Genomic DNA, 19,964 nt, shown 5'->3' with positions numbered 1-19,964 from the left:
ATGTCAGGACATTACGAAGCTCCGATAAGGGAACCTCTAATTATTGGTCACAAAACTTATCACGATATCACAGAAGATATTGCACGACCTATCGAAGAAAGAGCAGGTAAATTATGGTGGATATCACTATATGCAGCCCTAGTTCTATTCATCTATGGATTCGGGTGTATCGCTTATACTATCGGAACAGGTATTGGAGCATGGGGGCTTAACAGAACTATTAACTGGGGTTGGGATATCACCAACTTCGTATGGTGGGTAGGTATTGGTCACGCCGGAACCCTAATCTCAGCGGTATTATTATTATTTAGACAGCGTTGGAGAATGTCTGTAAACCGTTCAGCTGAAGCGATGACGATCTTCGCTGTTGTACAGGCAGCTATCTTCCCTGTAATCCACATGGGTAGAGTTTGGGTAGGATATTGGGTATTCCCTCTTCCAAACCAATTCGGTTCTCTTTGGGGGAACTTTAACTCTCCTCTACTTTGGGACGTATTTGCGATCTCTACATATTTCTCAGTATCTACAGTTTTCTGGTTCATGGGATTGATCCCTGACTTTGCAATGATCAGAGATAGAGCTAAAACTCCTTGGACTAGAAAAATCTATACATTCCTAGCATTCGGTTGGGGTGGTAAAGCAAAACACTGGCAAAGATTTGAAGAATTATCTTTGGTTTTAGCAGGTTTGGCAACTCCACTTGTATTCTCAGTACACACTACCGTATCCTTTGACTTCGCAACTTCAGTTATTAAAGGATGGCACTCTACGATCTATCCTCCGTACTTCGTTGCCGGTGCGATTTTCTCAGGATTTGCAATGGTACAAACACTATTGTTAATTGCCAGAAAAGTTTGTCACCTTGAAGATTACATCACTATGTATCACATTGAAATTATGAACATCGTAATTGTGGTAACAGGTGGTATGGTAACTGTAGCTTACGCAACTGAATATTTCATAGGATGGTACTCAGGATCAAGATTTGAAGATTTTACGTATCTTTCTCCAGGTGCAGCAACAGGTCCTTATTGGTGGGCTTTCTGGTCACTAATTATCTGTAACCTTGTTATTCCGGCTTCTTTCTGGTTCAAAAGAGCAAGAACGAACATTATCTGGACTTTCATTGTAGCACTAATTATCAACATCGGTATGTGGTTTGAGCGTTTCGATATCATCGTAATCAACCTTTCAAGAGATTACTTGCCAGGTTCATGGACGATGTTTAAACCAACCATTATTGACGTAGGTGTATATTTAGGAACAATCGGATTCTTCTCTGTACTATTCTTATTATACGCAAGAACATTCCCTGTAATTGCACAGGCTGAATTAAAATCGATTTTGAAAATCTCAGGTGAAACTTATAAAGCAAAAGAAGGAGATGAGCACCACTAAAATTGTATACGGACTTTATGCTGATGACGACGATTTAATGAACGGCGTTAAAGCATTCAACGATAAAGGAATAAAAATCAACGAGGTTTATACTCCATTTCCGGTTCACGGACTAGATAAAGCTTTAGGTCTGAAGAAGACAAGAATTTCTGATGCTGCTTTTATCTATGCTTGTTATGGTGTTACGATCGGTGCAACTGTAACCTGGTATGTAATGAATCATGATTGGCCTCAGAATATCGGTGGTAAACCAGCTTTTGACTGGGGACACAACATGCCGGCATTCGTAGTTCCGATGTTTGAATTAATGGTATTCTGTGCTGCTCACATGATGTCACTTACTTTCTTGGTAAGAAACAAGATGTATCCTGGAGCTCCGGCACAAAATCCGGATCCGAGAACTACAGATGACAAATTCATGATGGAATTTGTAACTGAAGATGTAGAATCTGTAAAACAGCTACTTATTGAGACTGGAGTTGAAGAAATAACTGTTAAAGACGCTTAAAATGAAAAAGAATGTATTAAGAATTACTGCAATCTTAGGTTTAACAACAGTTTTACTTAATTCTTGCGGACCGAAAGAAAATGCACCTCTGGTATATTTCCCGGATATGTATTTCCCGGTAGCATATGATCCATTGATGAAGGCTAAAGATGCTTATTCAGATCATGACAATGAAATTCCAGCGTTTGTTAAAAATAGCTATGCAACAGGACTTGCTCCAGTAGAAGGAAGTGTTGCTCAAAATAAAGACGGAATTTTTGAAGAAGGATTACTTCCAAAAAATGCAGACGAATATAATGCAGGATATGATGCATCAAAAAAGTTGACGACTTCTCCTCTAAATCCAGCTAATGCAGCTAAAGATATAGAAAGAGGAAAAATGTTATTCGACCATACTTGTGCGGCATGTCATGGAACAGGAGGTGATGGACAAGGACCAATCGTACAAAGCGGTGCTTTCTCAGGTGTACCTAACTATGCTGATAGAGAAATTACTGTGGGATCTGTTCATTATGTATTAACAAACGGTAGAAATGCGATGGGGTCTTATGCAGGACAATTGAATGCAGGAGACAGATGGAGAGTAGCAATGTATGTGATGAGTGCTTTCAAAAAAGGAGCAGCAGCACCTGCAGCAGCTACAGCTACAGCAGCGGCACCAGCAACTGAAACGACTACCGAAACTAAAAAATAAGAAAAGAAATGTATACTTTTTCACCAAAATTAAAATCAATTTCTATAATACTGCTTGTTGTAGGTTTAGTTCTATTTGGTATTGGTTTTTTCTTGAATAAAGGAATCAGCACAGAGAAAATTGAACAGATGATGGAAGCTGTTCATGCTTCAGGTCACAATGCTCCTACACATTCAAGTGAAATGGTAGGACCTCAGGACCACGCTGCCCATTTGGAACACGCAGAATTGCAGGTTCACAACCAGCCGTTGGCATCACTACACTTTGTAGCTGTATTTTTCTTCGGAGTAAGTTGTGCAGTATTATTTTTCTACTGTATTCAGCATGCAGCTCATGCAGGTTGGCCAATTATCATTACAAGAGTAATGGAAGCTATTGCTTCTTATATTCCATACGGGGGAGCTATTTTGATCATCCTTATGCTATTAAATATTTCTCACAATGGTCACCTTTTCCATTGGATGGATCCGGAGTTAACAAACCCTGATTCTCCGCACTTTGATGTGATCTTATTCGAGAAAAAAAGATTCTTAAATATCCCTTTCTATGCATTCAGAACGTTCTTGTATGTAATCGGAGCATCATTCTTCGCATGGAAATTAAAAGCTGTTTCAAAGAAAGTAGATGAAACTAAATCAAGAATCGACTACCAAATGCTTTACAGATGGGCAGTAGGATATATTGTATTCTTTGGATTCTGTTCAGCTGCATGGGCTTGGGATTGGTTGATGTCTATTGACCCGCACTGGTATTCTACAATGTATATCTGGTATTCTATGGTTAGCTGCCTGTCTAGTGGTATTGCAGTAATCATCTTAATCAGTGTATACCTTAAGAAGAACGGTTTCTTACCACAGTTCAATGATAACCACTTACACGATCTTGGAGTATTCCTTTTCGCGACAAGTATGCTTTGGACATATACATGGTTTGCACAGTTCATGCTTTACTGGTATGCCAACGTACCGGAAGAGGTTAATTACTTCTTTGGAAGATTCCAACACTACTCACCTACTTTCCTGCCAATGTTGATCATTAACTTCTTATTACCTTTATTGGTATTAGTAAGCAGCAGCATCAAAAGAAACTATAAAGTAGTTACTACAATGGCAGTAGTTGTAATCCTTGGGCACATTCTAGATTACTTCAATATGGTAATGCCGGGAACAGTAGGACCATACTGGAATACTCCTGAAGTATTCATCCTGATCTTAGGATCTATCCTATTCATTGTTGGGTTATTTATGTTTACTGTAATGACTGCATTATCTAAACTTAAATTGATTCCTACAGGAAACCCATTCTTACATGAATCTGAAATTTATGAGTATCCTTTCTAAGGACTTGTAACAAAATAAAAACTATAAAAGACTGATTATTAAATAATCAGTCTTTTTTTTATGATTATAATTGAAGTATCAGGCAACTATTTTCAAAATCCGGTGTCTTTATATATGAATACAAACCATTAAACAGCTTTTATTATGAAGAGAAATTATGTACTACAGATCATATTCCTGCTCATCTTTAGTTTCATGCATTCACAGACGATAACTTTTGTTTCTGAAAGGGATAATAGACCCTTGCCAAAAGTATCTGTCTTTGGAAAAGATGGAAGCATCCTAGCCTATTCAGATATTGATGGTAAAATAGACAAAAAGGCATTGGATCCCTCTCAGGAAAAATTTCAATTGGTTTACGACAATTTTTCCGTAGCAACACTATCCTACACAGAAATTGACCACGACATTATAAAACTCAATGATCGGATAAAGGAAATTGAGACAGTCGTGATCAAAAATAATAAACCGGCTAAATACATTTTCATCAAAGGAAATTTCAACTCTTATGTTACGGTTAATAATAAGCTTAATGCATATGCGGATGGAATAATTACCTATATTTTTGACAATAAAAGTAAAAAGCTGAAAAGTACAAATGTTCAGCAGTACAGAATCTATCGTCTGGAAGATCCTAAAAATGAAAAAAAACAAACTTCATCATGGGATTATGGGAATTCGCTGAATCTTCCTAAGCTTAAGCACTTGGGAAATCCAGAAGATTATAAAACAAAAATTACTGAAATAAAAGAATTAAAAGGAGACAGGAAAGACCAGATCGAAATTTCCGGCGCTGTTTTACAGGAAAAAGAATTCGCATTTCTTGGATTCCGGTTTTATGACATCAGGACAATCCTTAATCTTACATTTGAAAAGGGATCATCAAAAGGTTTAAGAGATTTTCTAGAATACAATGAGCGCACCTTTGTTAAATTAAAACATAAAAGTGAGCCGGACTACAATCAAATCATAGTGTATTCTAATTTCTATCCAACCGAATTCAGCTTCGAAAATGATAACGATACCAATAAGGTAAGATTTGATAAAGATAACAGCAATTACAAAATATCTTTTTGGCAGGACGCCTCATTTCCAAATATGCAAAGCATTTTCAGCTCATTCTTTAAAGGAGATCTCAAAGAACAGCCTAACAAATACAACCCATAGAACAGGATGATTTGATAATAAAATCAGCTAAAATGAAGAAGAAATAAAAAATAAAAATTTCTATTCATAAAGGTTTTACTAAATTTGTATCAAACTCAATTAAAATGAAAAAGTTTTCTCTTCTACTCATTTTTAGTTTATTGCTTTTTACAGCATGCAAGAAAGATCATGTAGATGCTACGAGTACAAAAACTTTACAGTCAAGTATCAATGACATGGCTTCCAGTCTGTCTACAATTAAGCAAATCAAGTTTAATGAGGCGCTTTATATCCTTAAAACCTTTGGTGTAGATGCTGATGGTGACATCAATGAGGTAAAAGCTCTTGGTAAGTTGATCGACGGAAAAAAAGTTCCTGAAATTATGGCAATGGCAGATGAAGTTGCTCAAAAAAACAATATCGAATGGGCAAGTACCGCTCCTCCGTCGTTAGGAGAAATGAATATCTTCGGTGACGAAAAAGCAAAAGAGACAGATCCCAATGATGTAAAGGCAAATTCATTAAGTATTATAACGAGACCATCAGCTGACGATGGAAACGGAGCTACTGCTATACAAATTATCCCAAAGCTTGTGGATAACGCCGGTAATCCTGTTACTTTTACAGGAGCTGGTTTAGAAACAACCCTGGAAGTTTTCAGTAATGGAGTAAAGCTCTCTACCGCCAAAAACCTAATGACTGATAACAACTTTAAAGGTTTCAATTTAAAGTTTTCATCCCTTCTTGCTTCAAAAGTTGTGGACAATAAAATAGATATCACGGTGTCTGTTAAGACAACCGCAAAAACATTCAAAATGTCTAAAATAGGACTTGAAGTTAACCCTTCAGCCTTGAAAGTTCCGGCTCCTCCTAAAACAGATTCTACAGTAGTAAATCAGGATCCTAATGCTGTAATTGATCCAAATAATCCTACAGGAACAGCACCTGTTTCTACAGATCCGTCTGCATCAACATCTCCGGCAACTCCTAAGCAACCTGCTGCAGATCCAAAAAATACAGTAAGTAAATTCCTAAATAATGTAAGTTCACAAAATCTTAAAGCTGCTTTTGATGCTTCAAACAATCCAAGTTGGGGAAGCTATGAATCATTTTCAAATCCTACTTCCGGATTTGGATCTGTAAAAAATGTAAGTGTAAAAAACATTACAACCAATGCTACAAACGCAAACAGCTCTAGTGTGAATGCAACTTATGATGTTACCGATAAGAATGGAAAAACCACTTCTCTAAAAGTAACTTTCGGACTTAAAAATGTAAATGGTGACTGGAAAATTTCCAGCTACAAAATAAACCCATAAATGGCCTCAAAGGAATTAATTAAGCAACTGGAAAATACCATTGAAAATGTTCCTGACTTTCCTATTCCGGGAATACAGTTTAAAGACATTTCACCAATTTTTCTAAATCCAAAGTTATATGAAGACGTTATTGAAGATCTTGTGAAATTCAGTAAAGGAAAAATAGATGCTGTTTGTGGAATTGAAAGCCGTGGTTATCTTTTCGGGATTGCTATTGCTGTAGCCCTTGAAGTTCCATTTATCCTGATCAGGAAAAAGGGAAAGCTACCCCCTCCTATTGTTTCTGAAAAATATGATCTGGAATATGGAAGTGCAGAAATAGAAACACGTGAAGGTCAGATCAAAAAAGGACAGCGAGTCCTCATCCATGATGATTTGCTTGCAACAGGTGGCACAACAGAAGCAGCAGCAAAATTGGTAGAGAAACAAGGTGCAACAGTAGCCCAGTTCAGCTTTTTATCTGTTTTGAAAGATTTAAAAGGTGATGAAAAACTACGTAAATTCAATGCGGAAATCTATCATATATTAGAATACTAAAATATCATACTGTCAGAATCAAAAACCTGTAATGGAAAACCTGAGAGCACATTTCGAAGAAATAATTGATTTGACTGATGATGAATTTGCTTACATTCTTTCTCACTTTACAATAAAAAAATTAAAAAAACATCAGTTCCTCATTCAAAAAGACGATTCTGTTAATCACACATATTGGGTGAAAAAAGGATTATTGAAAGCTTCCTATACTGATGAAAAAGAAAAGGAACACATTATACAGTTTGCGATGGAAAATTGGTGGATCACAGATTATCAAGCTTATTTCACCCATACAAAAGCCATATTTAACGTAGACTGCCTCGAAAATACAGAGCTCCTTTGCTTATCTTATGAAAACCGGGAAAAACTGTGTAAAGAAATGCAAAAAGTAGAGCATTTTTTCAGAAAAAAAGCCAACAGTGGATTTGTTGCTCTTCAAAAACGAATGATTTCGCTTTTATCCGATAATATAAAGGAGCGTTATGAAGTTCTCCTTGCACAATACCCTGATCTTTTTCAAAGGGTTTCGAAAACAATAATTGCCTCTTACATTGGAGTTTCAAGAGAATCCCTAAGTCGTCTGGGTTCTAAATAGTGAGATTCGTCACAAAATATTTGTGAGAATCATCCTTTTACATTTCACCATATACATCCATTTTTGTATTAAAGTTTACTAAAAAATAGATGTTATTATGTACAAATTAAAAAAAATAGTTTTCTTATGTTTGTTTATAACAAACGTGGTGGCTTATAGTCAGGAAACAACCAGCAAAGTTCAGATGAGTATCTTTGCCGAAAATCCGCAACAATGGACCGGAATTGCCATTTCCAAAACTAATCGTGTTTTTGTCAATTTCCCAAGATGGTCTCCGGAAACACCGGTTTCTGTTGCAGAAATTATTGACGGAAAGACCATCCCTTTTCCTAATCCGCATTGGAACAATTGGACAGAAAATACATCAAACAATAATCAGTTTATTTGTGTTCAAAGTATGTATGTAGATAGTAAAGACTTACTTTGGGTTTTGGATACAGGCTACGAACTTTTGACCGATACCACAAAAGGCGCCCGTCTATTTTGCTTTGATCTTAAAAATAATACCCTCATCCACAATTACTTTTTACCTGCCGAGAAAATAACAAGCAAAGCTTACTTAAATGATTTTAGAATAGACCATAAAAATCATATTGCTTATTTTACAGATTCACAGATCGGTGGTATTGTCATGTTCGATTTAAACACCACCGAAGTACGAAGAGTTCTTGTTAATCATTACTCTACCTTAACCGAAGTAGATAAGATTATAATAGAAGGTTACGAAAGGAAACACCCGGTGCATTCGGACGGAATAGAACTTGATGCACCGAGCGGATATTTATATTTTTGCTCATTGATGGGTAAAAATGTCTACAGGATACCGGTTGCATATTTATTAGATAAAAATATTTCTGATACCGAATTGGGAACAAAGGTGGAAAAGTATGCGCAAACCGGAGCTAATGACGGGATTATATTCAACAAGAAAGGAGAACTTTTTCTAAGTAGTTTAGAGAAAAATGCAATCAGTAAAATAAATAAACAAGGTGTTTTTACCGAAATAATAAAAGATGATGCTATAAAATGGCCTGATTCATTTGCTTTTGACAACCAAGTGAATCTCTACTTTACAACTTCTCAAATACACTTACCTAAAGAAAAAAGAAGCACTTACAAAATATTTAAATTGAAGTTTTAAAAACAAAGCCCAGAATCTTTTGACATTTAAGGCCACAAAAACTAATATTCATAATTTATATTTTGTAAATCATTCAGAAACAATTAAATTTGCAATTCAATTTTTAAGAATTTATGGCAAAACTTGCAAAGAATGCTCAGAAAGAGCAAGAAGGTAAAGAAACAGTGGAATTTTTTAAAGATCTTGACAGAGAGGCTTTGAATACAGAAAGATTCCTTGAAAAGTACTCAAAACCATTAGGTATTGTTTTTGGGGCTTTGATTTTAGGAGTTTTAGGATTTTTCGCCTATAAGCAATTTGTTGTTGCTCCTCAAAATGCCGAAGCAGTAAAGACATTCCTTGCCGCTCAGAAAAACCTTACCGAAGGTAAAGATAAAGAAGCTTTAGGAGGTAAATCTGCTGCTAATCCAGGTTTTATTGGAACTTATAATGATTTTTCTTCTACAGATATCGGTAAGCTTGCAGGATATAATGCCGGTTTGTTAAAATTCAAAGAAGGAAAATTTCAGGAAGCATATGATCTTTTGGATCAGTTTTCTTCAGATAATAAAACATTGATGGCTATGAAGTATGGTGCCATGGCTGATGCTAAATCCGGTCTTAATAAAAATGATGAAGCTTTAGCATTATTAGACAAGGCAGCAACAGCATCTTCAGATCCTTATACTTCTTACTACTTTACAAGAAAAGCAGGTATTGTTGCATTAGGATTAAAGAAAAATGCAGATGCAAAAAAATACTTCTCAACTATTGACGAGAAATATCAGGACTACGATAACGGAATGTCTGATTCTTATATTGAAATGACTAAATATTATTAAAAATGGCAACAGTTAATCTTTCCGATTACAAGCCACTTCATATAACCAATGCCGAAGATTTTTCTATCGGCATTGTTTTTTCTGAGTGGAATGACTTTGTAACTTACAATCTTCGTGATGCAGCTTTAGAAATCCTTGAAAAAGAAGGAGTAAAAACAGAAAATATAAAGTTGTTTTCGGTGCCGGGAGCCTTCGAGTTAAATTATGCAAGTATGCAGCTTTGCAAAGAAAGAAAATTCGATGCTGTGATTGCAATAGGATGTATTATCCGTGGAGAAACTCCACACTTCGACTTTGTATCTTCTGCGGTAGCTCAGGGAATTAAAGATTGTAATATTTTAACAGATACCCCAACCATCTTTTGTGTTCTTACCGATGACACCAAAGAGCAATCGATTGCGCGAAGCGGTGGAGATTTGGGAAATAAGGGCGTAGAAGCAGCCGTTACAGCCTTAAGAATGATAGATTTCAAAAAGAATTTATCAGATAAAAAAGGGAACATTGGCTTTGGCCATTCTTAGCATATCTCTTTTCTTAGAGAATATAAAGGGACATCAAATGATAGTCCCTTTTTCTGTACCTAGGTTTAGGGACCAATTTGAGGCTACAGCTTATAGAGAATTCAACTTAAGAATAATTTAATTTATTATAAAAAATACAACAAACTACCTGTTTTCATTTTTTCTCTTGAAAAACTGTGCATAAAAACTATCTTTGTAAAAGTTAACATATATCTAATCTGAATGTATTCGCAAAAAATAAAACCATTTTTATACTTAGGATTCTTTTATCTTATCGTATCACTGATCATTAGGATAGTGTTTTTTTTCCATCCAATAACTACAGCAAGCTTTGGCTTTTTTGAAGTCCTTAAAGTTTTAGTAGTTGGTGTGGCTAATGATGTTTTTGTGTTTATACTGGCTAGTACATTTCTGGCGCTTTACTTTTTATTTCTTTCAGATTCAAAATACAAAAAACCTTACGGACATATCATATTGGGAGCTTTAGTGCTCCTTTTTTTCTACATACTTCTTATTCCTAATAATATTTTCAAACAATATGGCGGTTCTATAGCAGAAGTTGCACTTGCTTTTATTGGAGTAAAGATCCTTTGCTTTGCATTAATGCTTTTTTTTCCTTCCAAAAGGATTAAAATCAGAAATATCCTCTATTTTATCACATTATTTATATATGTACTGCTCATCATATTTAATGCAGTAAGTGAATATTTCTTTTATAATGAATTTGGATTACGATATAATTTTATTGCCGTAGATTATCTCATATATACTAATGAAGTGATCGGAAATATAATGGAAAGCTACCCTGTCCTTCCTCTCTTTCTGATTATTTTTGCACTTACATCTACAGTTACATGGTTTATCTTTAAAAAGACCAAAGATGAACTTAAGGAGCTTCCTGACTTCAAGCAAAAACTGGTTTTATTAGCGTCTTTCATAATACTTGCCGGAATCAGCTTATTCTCTCTTACATTCACAACCCAAATCAAATCCTCAAATGTATTTGCAGAAGAAATCGAAGCCAATGGTTTCCCGAAATTTTACTGGGCATTTACCCATAATGAATTGGATTACTTTCAGTTTTATCCGCAGATAGATCAAAAAACAGCAGAACATAATTTTTTAAGCCAATACCCTGAACCTGCCCTTACACGAAATATTACATCCGACCAACCGGAACTTAAAAAGAACGTGGTTCTTATATCCATCGAAAGCTTATCTGCAGATTTTATGCAGCATTATGGAAATGATCAGAAAATAACTCCTTTCCTGGATAGTCTGGCTGACCGATCCATGATGTTTACCAATTTGTATGCAACAGGAAACAGAACAGTTCGGGGCCTCGAAGCCTTAACCCTTTGTATCCCGCCAACAGCCGGAGAAAGCATCATAAAAAGAGAAAATAATAAAAACAAATTTACAACAGGAAATATCTTTAAATCAAAAGGATATGATGTAAAATTCCTGTATGGAGGCTACAGCTATTTTGATAATATGCAGGATTTCTTTGCCGGAAATGGATACGGAATTGTTGACAGAAATAATTTCAAGCCGGAAGAAATAACCTTTGCCAACGTTTGGGGAGTCGCTGATGAAGATATGGCGAAAAAAGCCATTCAGGTAATGAATGCAGAGTCAAAATCCGGAAAACCATTTTTTAACCATTGGATGACTGTTTCCAATCACAGACCTTTCACTTATCCGGGCGGAAGAATAGATATCCCCGGAGATGCAAAATCAAGAGAAGGAGGTGTAAAATATACAGATTACTCCCTTCGCAAGTTTTTCGAGATGGCAAAAAAACAAGATTGGTACAAAAACACCGTTTTCGTTATTGTAGCTGACCACTGTGCTTCAAGTGCAGGAAGTACGGAATTACCTATGGACAAATACAGAATTCCCGCAATGGTTTTTTCAGAAGATTTTATCCAGCCTGTAAAATTTGATAAGCTTATGTCACAAATAGATCTTATGCCAACTGTTTTGGGATTACTCAACTTCAGCTATCAATCGAAGTTCCTGGGTCAGGATGTTCTCAAAAAAGAATTTCAGCCTAAAGCATATATTGCCACTTATCAGGATCTGGGGTTTGTAAAAGACGGATATTTAACGGTAATTTCTCCTGTTAAAAAGATAAAGCAATATTTCCTTTCCCAAAAGAAGGATAAACTTACTCCTGAATTTAGCATTTATTATGATGAAAATCCTTTAAAAAAGCCGGATCAAAAAATTGTTGACGATGCAATTTCCGCCTATCAGTCGACTTCATATTGGCTAAAAACAAACCAGCTTAATCGCTAATGTATTGTAGATATCAATATAGTAAATACATAAGAGGATTTTATAGTCCTCTTATTTTATTTTCAGCATTAAATCTTTAAATTTACATACACAAAAAAATTACTATGAAATGGACAGACGATAGAGGAGGGAACGTTGAAGACCGCCGAGGTTCCGGAGGGAGCGGTGGTATGATCGTTGGAGGAGGATTAGGAACATTAATTATTGCAGCCATTGTTTTCTTCTTAGGCGGGGATCCTTCCAGCATATTAAGTTCAGGGAGCAACATGCCATCACCTACCCAAACAGAGCAAAGAGAGCTAAATGCCAATGAAAAGAGAATTGGTGAAATGGTAGATATGATGAGTGGCTGGAATAACCTTACATGGAATCAGATCTTCAAGGAAAATGGAATGACCTATACACCTCCGAAAATTGTTCTTTTCGAAGAAACAACACAATCAGGTTGTGGTACGGCTCAAGCAGCAATGGGACCATTCTATTGCCCCGCAGATCAGAAAGTATACATGGATATGAGCTTCTTTAACGAATTGCAACAAAGGTTCGGTGCGAAAGTAACAGAATTTACTATAGCCTATGTACTTGCCCATGAAGTCGGGCACCACGTACAGACTTTGTTAGGAACCACCCAAAAAGTAGATGCACTGAGAAGAAGTGGAAGATATTCGGAAGCGGATATGAACAGAGTATCAGTCGCTACTGAATTGCAGGCCGATTTTTACGCAGGAGTCTGGGCGAAAAACATAGATCAGGAAAGGCATATTCTGGAACCGGGAGATATCGACTCTGCGATAGAAGCTGCTCAGGCTGTTGGTGACGACAATATTCAAAAAAGATCCCAAGGATATGTTAATCAGGAAAGTTTTACTCATGGATCATCTGCTCAACGTAAGGAATGGTTTATGAAAGGTTATAATACCGGGGATATCAGACAAGGAGATACATTTAATCAACTTTTAAAGTAACAACTATACTCTAAAAAAACAGCCTGAAGAAAATTCTTCAGGCTGTTTTTTTATTGCAGTTCGATTGGATTACTATTTTTCTTTGCGTCGTCCTTAACTCTCTCCTCCATTCTTTTTCGGAAATCGGCAGGATTTCCACCTCCATTCCCTCTTGGTCCGGATATTCCTCCTCCTCCAATTCTGGTTTGGGCAAAACCTCCTCCGCCCTGTGTCATGAACGATGCCGGATCTGCATAGAACTTTTTCTGCTGTTTGATATAATCTGTCCTTTTAACCTTAATGGTATTTCCAAACTGATTCATCGTAGGGAAAGCAGCGATTTTATAATTCTTCATCAAATCAAAAGAGTAATCACCAAGATCATCTTCTACTTTTATAATAAGGCCTGGAAGTCCGCTGAATTTATAAGGCCCATCCTGATATGGAAGATCTGTAGTAAACCAGGCTGTCCATTTTCTTCCCCCAAAATCGGTCTCTGCCTTTTGAACCTTATAGTCTCCTATTTTTGTGGTCTCAGATAATATTTTCCAGTTTAACGGCCTGTCCTCTTCATATGAATACATATCACGGCCTAACCGGTCTTTAAAATAGATCTTCTGATCCTTTTTATCTTTCTCAACTGTATAGTTGATATTACTCCGTAAGCTTTCCATTTGATCTCTGTTAAAGCCCCTCGCTCCACCACTTTGGAAAGTATTTTGTATAATCGAATCTCTTTTTATCCTGTTTTCTGAATAAAAAACAGATTTATCCTGTGAGATATCCAAATAAGCATTCTCCGTTTTTACATCATTTTTATTTGTAGCATCAGATTTCATAGTTACCTGATATACAAAACGGTTCACCTGTGCAAAGGTTATTTGCATACATAGTATTAAAACTATGATTCCTATTTTTTTCATTTATTTTATATTTTTATTGTAATTCGATCGGATTTTGGCTTCCTGTATTAAAGGATGTATTTTCAGAGCCGAAACTTTGTGCAGGAAGGTCACTGTTCCCCCCATTCATTCCCGTTCCTCCACGACGCATTCCTCCTCCTCTCATTCCGTCTCTTCCACCACCATTCATTCCTCCCTGATGTCTGCCTGCCTCAAAACCTTGCATACCACCGTTATTTCCTCCGTTTATACTTCTTTTGTTTTTACTAAGCTCCAATTCCAACGCCGCTTTATCTCCATGGAAATTGACCCTTGAACTTTTTCTCGCATCAGAATCCATAGGCTCTTCAAAAGAGTTCTTTACAACAACTTTTTTTATGAGATCAAATTTATAATCTCCTTTATCATCTTCAAGCTTTACAATCAATCCTGGTAACCCCGAAAATTTGTAAGGCCCATCAGAAACATTGATGTCTTTCGTAAACCAAGCTGTCCAGGTTCTTCCAGCAAAGCTAGCAGTTGCCTTTTGTGACGAATAGCCATTCTGTTTTTCGACATCATTTGTTACATTCCATTGTATAGGTCTGTCCTCCTGATAATAAATCTGCTTCCCTCCTACTCTGTCATAATAATATACTTTTTGATCCGGAATATCTTTCAGAATATAATAATCAAAAAAAGACTGTTCCCCCGATTTTCCTATTCCTAATTTTGAAAAATCTTTACCCTCTTTTTTATTACTTATCCTTTCATCCCGTTTAAAGTTTGACACAAGAGAGTCCCTTACTAATTTATGTTCACTTATGAATAACGATTGACTGCCTTTGATATCGAGGAAAGTCCTTTCAGTCTTCAGCCCTACCAGGTTAATTGAATCCGGATTTACAGCTGTTTCATAAATATAACGTGTCGTCTGTCCATAGGACATAAACAATAGAAACAACACAAAAATGACCGGTAATTTATTTTTCATAATAGTTCTTTATAGATAAAAAATACTGTCTAAAGTTAAATCGAACCAGAATCACTAATTTTGCCGCAGAAAATTTATCCATTTTTAATAGCAGTGATCATATGTATAATGATCCTCTTATGATTAGAATTATTAAAATAGATATCTTCAATTTGAGATTGCGGAAATTAGTTCGTATTTTTGCAAGATTAAATCATTCTAAATAAATACAATGATAACAGTATCAGATCAAGCGAAGTTAAAAGCCATCCAACTAATGACGGAAGAAGGCTTTGACCCTGCTGAAGATTATATAAGAGTGGGGGTGAAAAGTGGAGGATGTTCTGGTTTGGAATATGTTTTAAAGTTTGATAACGAAAAAACAGAAACAGATCAGATTATTGAAAATAACGATGTTAAGATTGTTGTGGACAAAAAATCTATCCTCTATTTAGCGGGTACAATTCTTGAATATTCAGGAGGTTTGAATGGAAAAGGATTTGTTTTTAACAATCCGAATGCATCCAGAACATGTGGTTGTGGAGAAAGTTTTTCTCTATAGAGAAAAGACATTAGATGCTGGATATCAGATAAAAGACCTGTTCTTCAATCTGAAATCTAACATCTGAAATCTAAAAAAAAATAATGAGTAAATATACAGAAGACGATTTACGCGTCGATTTAGAAAATAAAAAGTATGAATTCGGTTGGGAAACCAAGATCGATTATGAAGATTTCCCAATTGGTTTAGATGAGAATATCATCCGTGCCATTTCTGCTAAAAAAGAAGAACCGGAATGGATGACAGAATGGCGTTTGGAATCTTTCAGAATATGGCTTAAAATGGTAGAACCTACCTGGGCAAATATTAAGTATGAGAAACCAGATTTCCAAGCTATCCGTTATTATGCTGCTCCAAAGAAAAATCCTGAGCTAGCAAGCTTAGATGAGGTGGATCCTGAGCTTCTCAAAACATTTGAAAAGCTAGGTATCAATATCGAAGAGCAAAAAAGACTTTCGGGAGTTGCGGTAGATATCGTCATCGATTCTATTTCTGTAAAAACAACTTTTCAGGAAACCCTAGCAGAAAAAGGAATTATTTTCTGCTCTATTTCCGAAGCGATAAAAAATCACCCAGACCTTGTGAAAAAATATCTTGGAAAAGTAGTTCCAAGAGGAGATAATTTTTATTCTGCATTAAACTCCGCGGTTTTTTCTGACGGAAGTTTCTGCTATATTCCAAAAGGTGTAAGATGCCCGATGGAGCTTTCTACTTACTTCCGTATCAATCAGGCTGGAACAGGACAGTTCGAAAGAACCCTTGTTATTGCGGATGAAGGAAGTTATGTTTCTTATCTTGAAGGATGTACAGCTCCTTCCAGAGATGAAAATCAGCTCCATGCAGCTGTTGTGGAATTAATAGCAATGGACAATGCAGAAATTAAATATTCAACTGTTCAGAACTGGTATCCGGGTAACGAAGAAGGCAAAGGAGGTGTATTCAATTTTGTGACTAAAAGAGGACTTTGCGAAAAAAATGCAAAAATCTCATGGACGCAGGTTGAAACCGGGTCTGCAGTAACATGGAAGTATCCTTCTTGTATTTTAAAAGGAGATGGCTCAATAGGTGAGTTTTACTCCATTGCGGTGACTAATAATCACCAGTATGCTGATACAGGAACTAAAATGATCCACATCGGAAAAAATACGAAATCAACGATTATTTCCAAAGGTATTTCAGCAGGAAAATCTCAGAACTCATATAGAGGGCAGGTAAAAGTAATGCCTTCTGCAAAAGGAGCAAGAAACTTTTCACAGTGTGATTCATTACTGATGGGTAATGAGTGCGGTGCGCATACTTTCCCATATATTGAGATCAAAGACCCGACTGCACAGCTGGAACATGAAGCTACTACTTCAAAAATTGGGGAAGATCAGATCTTCTATTGCAATCAGAGAGGGATTGATACAGAAAGGGCTATTGCTTTGATTGTAAATGGGTTCAGTAAAGAAGTTTTAAATAAACTTCCAATGGAGTTTGCTATTGAAGCCCAGAAATTATTAGAGATATCATTAGAAGGTTCGGTAGGGTAATTATGAAGGAAACTACGGAAAGATTGATTTTAAGAAAACCTGAAAAAGACGATTTTGAAAGATTTTTTGAAATTAATAATGATCCGCAGACTAATTTATATAATCCCAATGGACCAATGAGCCTTGAAAAGGCTACAAGTACATTTAATAGGATGCTGGAACACTGGGAACAAAATAATTTTGGAGCCTGGGCTGTTTCAGAAAAAGAAAATCCGGAAAAAATCATTGGTTTTGGAGGGTTAAGCTATAAAAAGTATGGTGAGACAGAAAAATTAAATCTGGGATATCGCTTTGCTCCCGAAGCTTGGGGAAAAGGATATGCAACAGAATTTTCAAAAAAGACAATAGACTTCGGTTTCAATGATTTAAATGAAAAGGAAATTTTCGGTGTTGTCCGCCCTAACAATATAGCTTCCATCAAAGTATTGGAGAAAGCAGGAATGGAGCAGACAGGAAAACTTAATGATGTCCCGGATCAGCCGGAAAGTTTAGTATATAGAATTCAAAAATAATTTGTTTAAGCAAATAAAATGTTAGAAATAAAAAACTTACACGCCAGAATTGAAGATGGCGCACAAATTTTAAAAGGTATCAATCTTGAAATAAAACCAGGTGAAGTCCATGCTATTATGGGACCTAACGGAGCAGGAAAATCTACCCTTTCTTCTATTATCGCAGGAAAAGAAGATTATGAGGTTACAGAAGGTGAAATTATTTTTGAGGGCGAAAACATCAATGAGGATGCTCCTGAAGAAAGAGCGCACAAAGGAATATTCCTTTCTTTTCAGTATCCGGTAGAAATTCCTGGAGTTTCTGTTACTAACTTTATTAAAGCTGCTTTAAACGAAAACAGAAAAGCAAACGGACTCGAAGAAATGCCGGCAAAAGAAATGCTTGCTATGATTCGTGAAAAATCTGAAAAACTTGGAATTAAAAAAGATTTCCTTTCAAGATCATTAAACGAAGGATTTTCGGGAGGTGAAAAGAAGAGAAATGAGATCTTTCAGATGATGATGCTTAATCCAAAATTAGCTATTCTTGATGAGACAGATTCAGGATTGGATATTGATGCTTTAAGAATCGTTGCAGATGGAGTAAATTACTTTAAAAACGAAGGAAATGCAGTTCTTTTGATTACCCACTATCAAAGATTGCTTAATTATATCCAACCGGACTTTGTTCATGTACTGGCTAACGGTAAAATTATAAAGACTGGTGACAAATCTCTTGCTTTAGAATTGGAAGCAAAAGGTTACGATTGGCTTCTTAACTAATTAGATAAGAAGAAATATTTTTAGTACCGATTTTATCAATCATTACTAAAAGTCAAGCGGAAAAACCGCAAATGGTAATACAATTTTTAAATACATAAAAAAGGTGTGATGGCCGAAATTTCAGTAATGGCTTTATACGATCAAATTATTGACAACCACGATGAGTTTTTGGAAAGTCTTCGTCACAGATTTCTGGATGAAGATAGAAAGTCAGCTCTTCGGGCGTTCGAAAGTATTGGTTTTCCAACCAAAAAAGACGAAGAATATAAATATACCAACCTAAAAGAGATCACGGAAAAAAACTATAATTTTTTCCCTAAAGAAGGTCACAATATTACTAAAGAACAATTGGAACAATTGCATCTTGGTGAAGAAAATTTTGACTGGATTGTTTTTGTGAATGGTAAACTTCATAAAGAATTATCAAAAGTTTCTATTGAGAATGTAGAGTTCTTGTCCTTCAACTATGCTTTGAATGATGAGAAGCATAAAGAAGTATTTGATAAATACTTTAATACAATTGCTGCAGAAAAATCAGCTTTCACGGACCTGAATCTTGCTTACTGCAAATACGGGTTCTTCCTGAAAGTTCCTAAAAATGTAGTTATTGAAAAACCTATCCACGTTTTCTATCTTTCACAAAATCAAGAGGAAAACACCTTCTACAACACAAGAAACCTGCTTATCGTAGAAGACGGAGCAAAAGTGGAAATTATTGAAAGTCACCATAATTTTGATGATACTTTTGTATTAACAAATTCAGTAACTGAAATTTTCACTTATCCCAATGCAAAAGCAGACTGGCATAAGCTTCAGAATGATAATGACACTTCTTATCTGATTGACAACACTTTTGCAAAACAGGAAAAAGATAGTTTAACAACTGTAAACACGTTTTCCTTTGGAGGAAAACTGGTTAGAAACAATCTCGATTTCATTCATAACGGACAGAATATCAACTCATTTATGAACGGAATTACGATTATCGGAAAAGATCAGTTGGTGGATCACCATACTGCAGTTCACCATAATCAGCCGAATTGTGAAAGTTATCAAAACTATAAAGGGATATTTAAAGATAAGGCACATGGTGTATTCAACGGAAAAGTTTTCGTTGATAAAATAGCTCAAAAAACCAATGCTTATCAGCAAAATAATAATGTTTTGCTAAGCGAGGGAGCAAGTATTGATACAAAGCCTCAATTGGAAATCTTTGCAGATGATGTAAAGTGTTCACATGGTTGTACTGTAGGTCAGCTGAATGACGACGCATTATTCTATCTGAGAGCAAGAGGAATCTCTAAAAAAGAAGCTCAGGCGTTATTATTATATGCATTTGCCAATGATGCCATGCAAAACATTGATATTGAACCTTTAAAAGAAAAAATTTCCAGATTATTGGCTGAAAAATTAGAAGTAGACATTGAATTCTAAGAAAATAAATTGATACCAAAAAAGCACTTCGTATGAAGTGCTT

At 35.8% G+C, this 19,964-nt stretch carries 20 protein-coding genes; 18 read left to right on the top strand and 2 right to left on the bottom strand.

The window, feature by feature from the left end; genetic code table 11:
• From nrfD to G9C87_RS13500, 13 genes are all read left to right on the top strand, one after another.
• Positions 1–1,398, top strand: coding sequence for an NrfD/PsrC family molybdoenzyme membrane anchor subunit (nrfD, locus tag G9C87_RS13560; protein WP_172282012.1), 1,398 nt, complete (start codon positions 1–3; stop codon positions 1,396–1,398).
• Entirely contained in the window at positions 1,385–1,906 is a 522-nt protein-coding gene (locus G9C87_RS13555) for a DUF3341 domain-containing protein (protein WP_122546000.1), read from the top strand. The genes nrfD and G9C87_RS13555 overlap by 14 nt, the downstream gene beginning before the upstream one ends.
• A 1-nt stretch (position 1,907) precedes the next feature.
• Complete coding sequence (locus tag G9C87_RS13550) at positions 1,908–2,600, top strand: c-type cytochrome (protein WP_172282010.1); 693 nt, start codon at positions 1,908–1,910, stop codon at positions 2,598–2,600.
• A gap of 8 nt (positions 2,601–2,608) precedes the next feature.
• Positions 2,609–3,940, top strand: a complete 1,332-nt coding sequence (locus G9C87_RS13545; protein ID WP_172282008.1) for a quinol:cytochrome C oxidoreductase — start codon at positions 2,609–2,611, stop codon at positions 3,938–3,940.
• A 144-nt stretch (positions 3,941–4,084) separates the two neighbouring features.
• Complete coding sequence (locus tag G9C87_RS13540) at positions 4,085–5,107, top strand: hypothetical protein (protein WP_172282006.1); 1,023 nt, start codon at positions 4,085–4,087, stop codon at positions 5,105–5,107.
• A 104-nt stretch (positions 5,108–5,211) separates the two neighbouring features.
• The gene (locus tag G9C87_RS13535) at positions 5,212–6,405 is read left to right on the top strand and encodes a hypothetical protein (RefSeq protein WP_172282004.1); all 1,194 of its coding nucleotides are present in this window, start codon (positions 5,212–5,214) and stop codon (positions 6,403–6,405) included.
• Positions 6,406–6,942 (top strand): adenine phosphoribosyltransferase, encoded by a 537-nt coding sequence (locus tag G9C87_RS13530; RefSeq protein WP_172282002.1) that lies wholly within the window; start codon positions 6,406–6,408, stop codon positions 6,940–6,942.
• Positions 6,943–6,973: 31 nt separating this feature from the next.
• A complete protein-coding gene (locus G9C87_RS13525; RefSeq protein WP_172282000.1) occupies positions 6,974–7,537 on the top strand; it encodes a Crp/Fnr family transcriptional regulator in 564 nt (187 codons plus the stop codon).
• Positions 7,538–7,634: 97 nt separating this feature from the next.
• Entirely contained in the window at positions 7,635–8,678 is a 1,044-nt protein-coding gene (locus tag G9C87_RS13520) for an SMP-30/gluconolactonase/LRE family protein (protein ID WP_172281998.1), read from the top strand.
• Positions 8,679–8,791: 113 nt separating this feature from the next.
• Positions 8,792–9,499, top strand: a complete 708-nt coding sequence (locus G9C87_RS13515; RefSeq protein ID WP_172281996.1) for a tetratricopeptide repeat protein — start codon at positions 8,792–8,794, stop codon at positions 9,497–9,499.
• A gap of 2 nt (positions 9,500–9,501) precedes the next feature.
• The gene (gene ribH / locus G9C87_RS13510; RefSeq protein WP_172281994.1) at positions 9,502–10,020 is read left to right on the top strand and encodes a 6,7-dimethyl-8-ribityllumazine synthase; all 519 of its coding nucleotides are present in this window, start codon (positions 9,502–9,504) and stop codon (positions 10,018–10,020) included.
• A 222-nt stretch (positions 10,021–10,242) separates the two neighbouring features.
• The gene (locus G9C87_RS13505) at positions 10,243–12,321 is read left to right on the top strand and encodes an LTA synthase family protein (RefSeq protein WP_172281993.1); all 2,079 of its coding nucleotides are present in this window, start codon (positions 10,243–10,245) and stop codon (positions 12,319–12,321) included.
• A 104-nt stretch (positions 12,322–12,425) separates the two neighbouring features.
• Entirely contained in the window at positions 12,426–13,286 is an 861-nt protein-coding gene (locus G9C87_RS13500) for a neutral zinc metallopeptidase (protein ID WP_172281991.1), read from the top strand.
• Between the two features lie 50 nt (positions 13,287–13,336).
• On the opposite strand, the gene G9C87_RS13495 is transcribed toward G9C87_RS13500, so the two are convergent.
• Both G9C87_RS13495 and G9C87_RS13490 read right to left on the bottom strand, forming a co-directional pair.
• Positions 13,337–14,188, bottom strand: a complete 852-nt coding sequence (locus G9C87_RS13495) for a GLPGLI family protein (protein ID WP_172281989.1) — start codon at positions 14,186–14,188, stop codon at positions 13,337–13,339.
• Between the two features lie 13 nt (positions 14,189–14,201).
• Positions 14,202–15,140 carry a GLPGLI family protein gene (locus G9C87_RS13490; RefSeq protein ID WP_172281987.1) on the bottom strand — a complete coding sequence of 313 codons (939 nt, stop codon included), beginning with the start codon at positions 15,138–15,140 and terminating at the stop codon, positions 14,202–14,204.
• Positions 15,141–15,351: 211 nt separating this feature from the next.
• Here G9C87_RS13490 and G9C87_RS13485 point away from each other — a divergent pair, with 211 nt between their 5' ends.
• The 5 genes from G9C87_RS13485 to sufD all read left to right on the top strand — a co-directional run bounded on the left by G9C87_RS13485 (position 15,352) and on the right by sufD (position 19,921).
• Complete coding sequence (locus G9C87_RS13485) at positions 15,352–15,681, top strand: HesB/IscA family protein (protein ID WP_172281985.1); 330 nt, start codon at positions 15,352–15,354, stop codon at positions 15,679–15,681.
• Positions 15,682–15,764: 83 nt separating this feature from the next.
• A complete protein-coding gene (sufB, locus tag G9C87_RS13480; RefSeq protein ID WP_172281983.1) occupies positions 15,765–17,213 on the top strand; it encodes a Fe-S cluster assembly protein SufB in 1,449 nt (482 codons plus the stop codon).
• 2 nt (positions 17,214–17,215) lie between these two features.
• Positions 17,216–17,725 (top strand): GNAT family N-acetyltransferase, encoded by a 510-nt coding sequence (locus tag G9C87_RS13475; protein ID WP_172281982.1) that lies wholly within the window; start codon positions 17,216–17,218, stop codon positions 17,723–17,725.
• An 18-nt stretch (positions 17,726–17,743) separates the two neighbouring features.
• Complete coding sequence (sufC, locus tag G9C87_RS13470) at positions 17,744–18,487, top strand: Fe-S cluster assembly ATPase SufC (protein WP_172281980.1); 744 nt, start codon at positions 17,744–17,746, stop codon at positions 18,485–18,487.
• A gap of 126 nt (positions 18,488–18,613) precedes the next feature.
• Positions 18,614–19,921: a Fe-S cluster assembly protein SufD gene (sufD, locus tag G9C87_RS13465; RefSeq protein WP_172282427.1), complete on the top strand. Its 1,308-nt coding sequence runs from the start codon at positions 18,614–18,616 to the stop codon at positions 19,919–19,921.
• Positions 19,922–19,964 lie beyond the last annotated feature (43 nt).

This window comes from Chryseobacterium sp. LAM-KRS1 (assembly GCF_013184525.1).
GTDB classification, from domain to species: Bacteria; Bacteroidota; Bacteroidia; order Flavobacteriales; family Weeksellaceae; genus Chryseobacterium; species Chryseobacterium proteolyticum.
This window is presented reverse-complemented; position numbering and strand designations above follow the sequence as displayed.

Coding starts and splice junctions, on each gene's coding strand:
- sufB (WP_172281983.1), top strand. CDS start 15,765: ATGAGTAAATATACAGAAGACGATTTACGCGTCGATTTAGAAAATAAA.
- G9C87_RS13515 (WP_172281996.1), top strand. CDS start 8,792: ATGGCAAAACTTGCAAAGAATGCTCAGAAAGAGCAAGAAGGTAAAGAA.
- G9C87_RS13500 (WP_172281991.1), top strand. CDS start 12,426: ATGAAATGGACAGACGATAGAGGAGGGAACGTTGAAGACCGCCGAGGT.
- G9C87_RS13505 (WP_172281993.1), top strand. CDS start 10,243: ATGTATTCGCAAAAAATAAAACCATTTTTATACTTAGGATTCTTTTAT.
- ribH (WP_172281994.1), top strand. CDS start 9,502: ATGGCAACAGTTAATCTTTCCGATTACAAGCCACTTCATATAACCAAT.
- G9C87_RS13545 (WP_172282008.1), top strand. CDS start 2,609: ATGTATACTTTTTCACCAAAATTAAAATCAATTTCTATAATACTGCTT.
- G9C87_RS13475 (WP_172281982.1), top strand. CDS start 17,216: ATGAAGGAAACTACGGAAAGATTGATTTTAAGAAAACCTGAAAAAGAC.
- G9C87_RS13525 (WP_172282000.1), top strand. CDS start 6,974: ATGGAAAACCTGAGAGCACATTTCGAAGAAATAATTGATTTGACTGAT.
- G9C87_RS13490 (WP_172281987.1), bottom strand. CDS start 15,140: ATGAAAAATAAATTACCGGTCATTTTTGTGTTGTTTCTATTGTTTATG.
- G9C87_RS13550 (WP_172282010.1), top strand. CDS start 1,908: ATGAAAAAGAATGTATTAAGAATTACTGCAATCTTAGGTTTAACAACA.
- G9C87_RS13520 (WP_172281998.1), top strand. CDS start 7,635: ATGTACAAATTAAAAAAAATAGTTTTCTTATGTTTGTTTATAACAAAC.
- G9C87_RS13485 (WP_172281985.1), top strand. CDS start 15,352: ATGATAACAGTATCAGATCAAGCGAAGTTAAAAGCCATCCAACTAATG.
- G9C87_RS13535 (WP_172282004.1), top strand. CDS start 5,212: ATGAAAAAGTTTTCTCTTCTACTCATTTTTAGTTTATTGCTTTTTACA.
- sufC (WP_172281980.1), top strand. CDS start 17,744: ATGTTAGAAATAAAAAACTTACACGCCAGAATTGAAGATGGCGCACAA.
- nrfD (WP_172282012.1), top strand. CDS start 1: ATGTCAGGACATTACGAAGCTCCGATAAGGGAACCTCTAATTATTGGT.
- G9C87_RS13495 (WP_172281989.1), bottom strand. CDS start 14,188: ATGAAAAAAATAGGAATCATAGTTTTAATACTATGTATGCAAATAACC.
- G9C87_RS13540 (WP_172282006.1), top strand. CDS start 4,085: ATGAAGAGAAATTATGTACTACAGATCATATTCCTGCTCATCTTTAGT.
- G9C87_RS13555 (WP_122546000.1), top strand. CDS start 1,385: ATGAGCACCACTAAAATTGTATACGGACTTTATGCTGATGACGACGAT.
- sufD (WP_172282427.1), top strand. CDS start 18,614: ATGGCTTTATACGATCAAATTATTGACAACCACGATGAGTTTTTGGAA.
- G9C87_RS13530 (WP_172282002.1), top strand. CDS start 6,406: ATGGCCTCAAAGGAATTAATTAAGCAACTGGAAAATACCATTGAAAAT.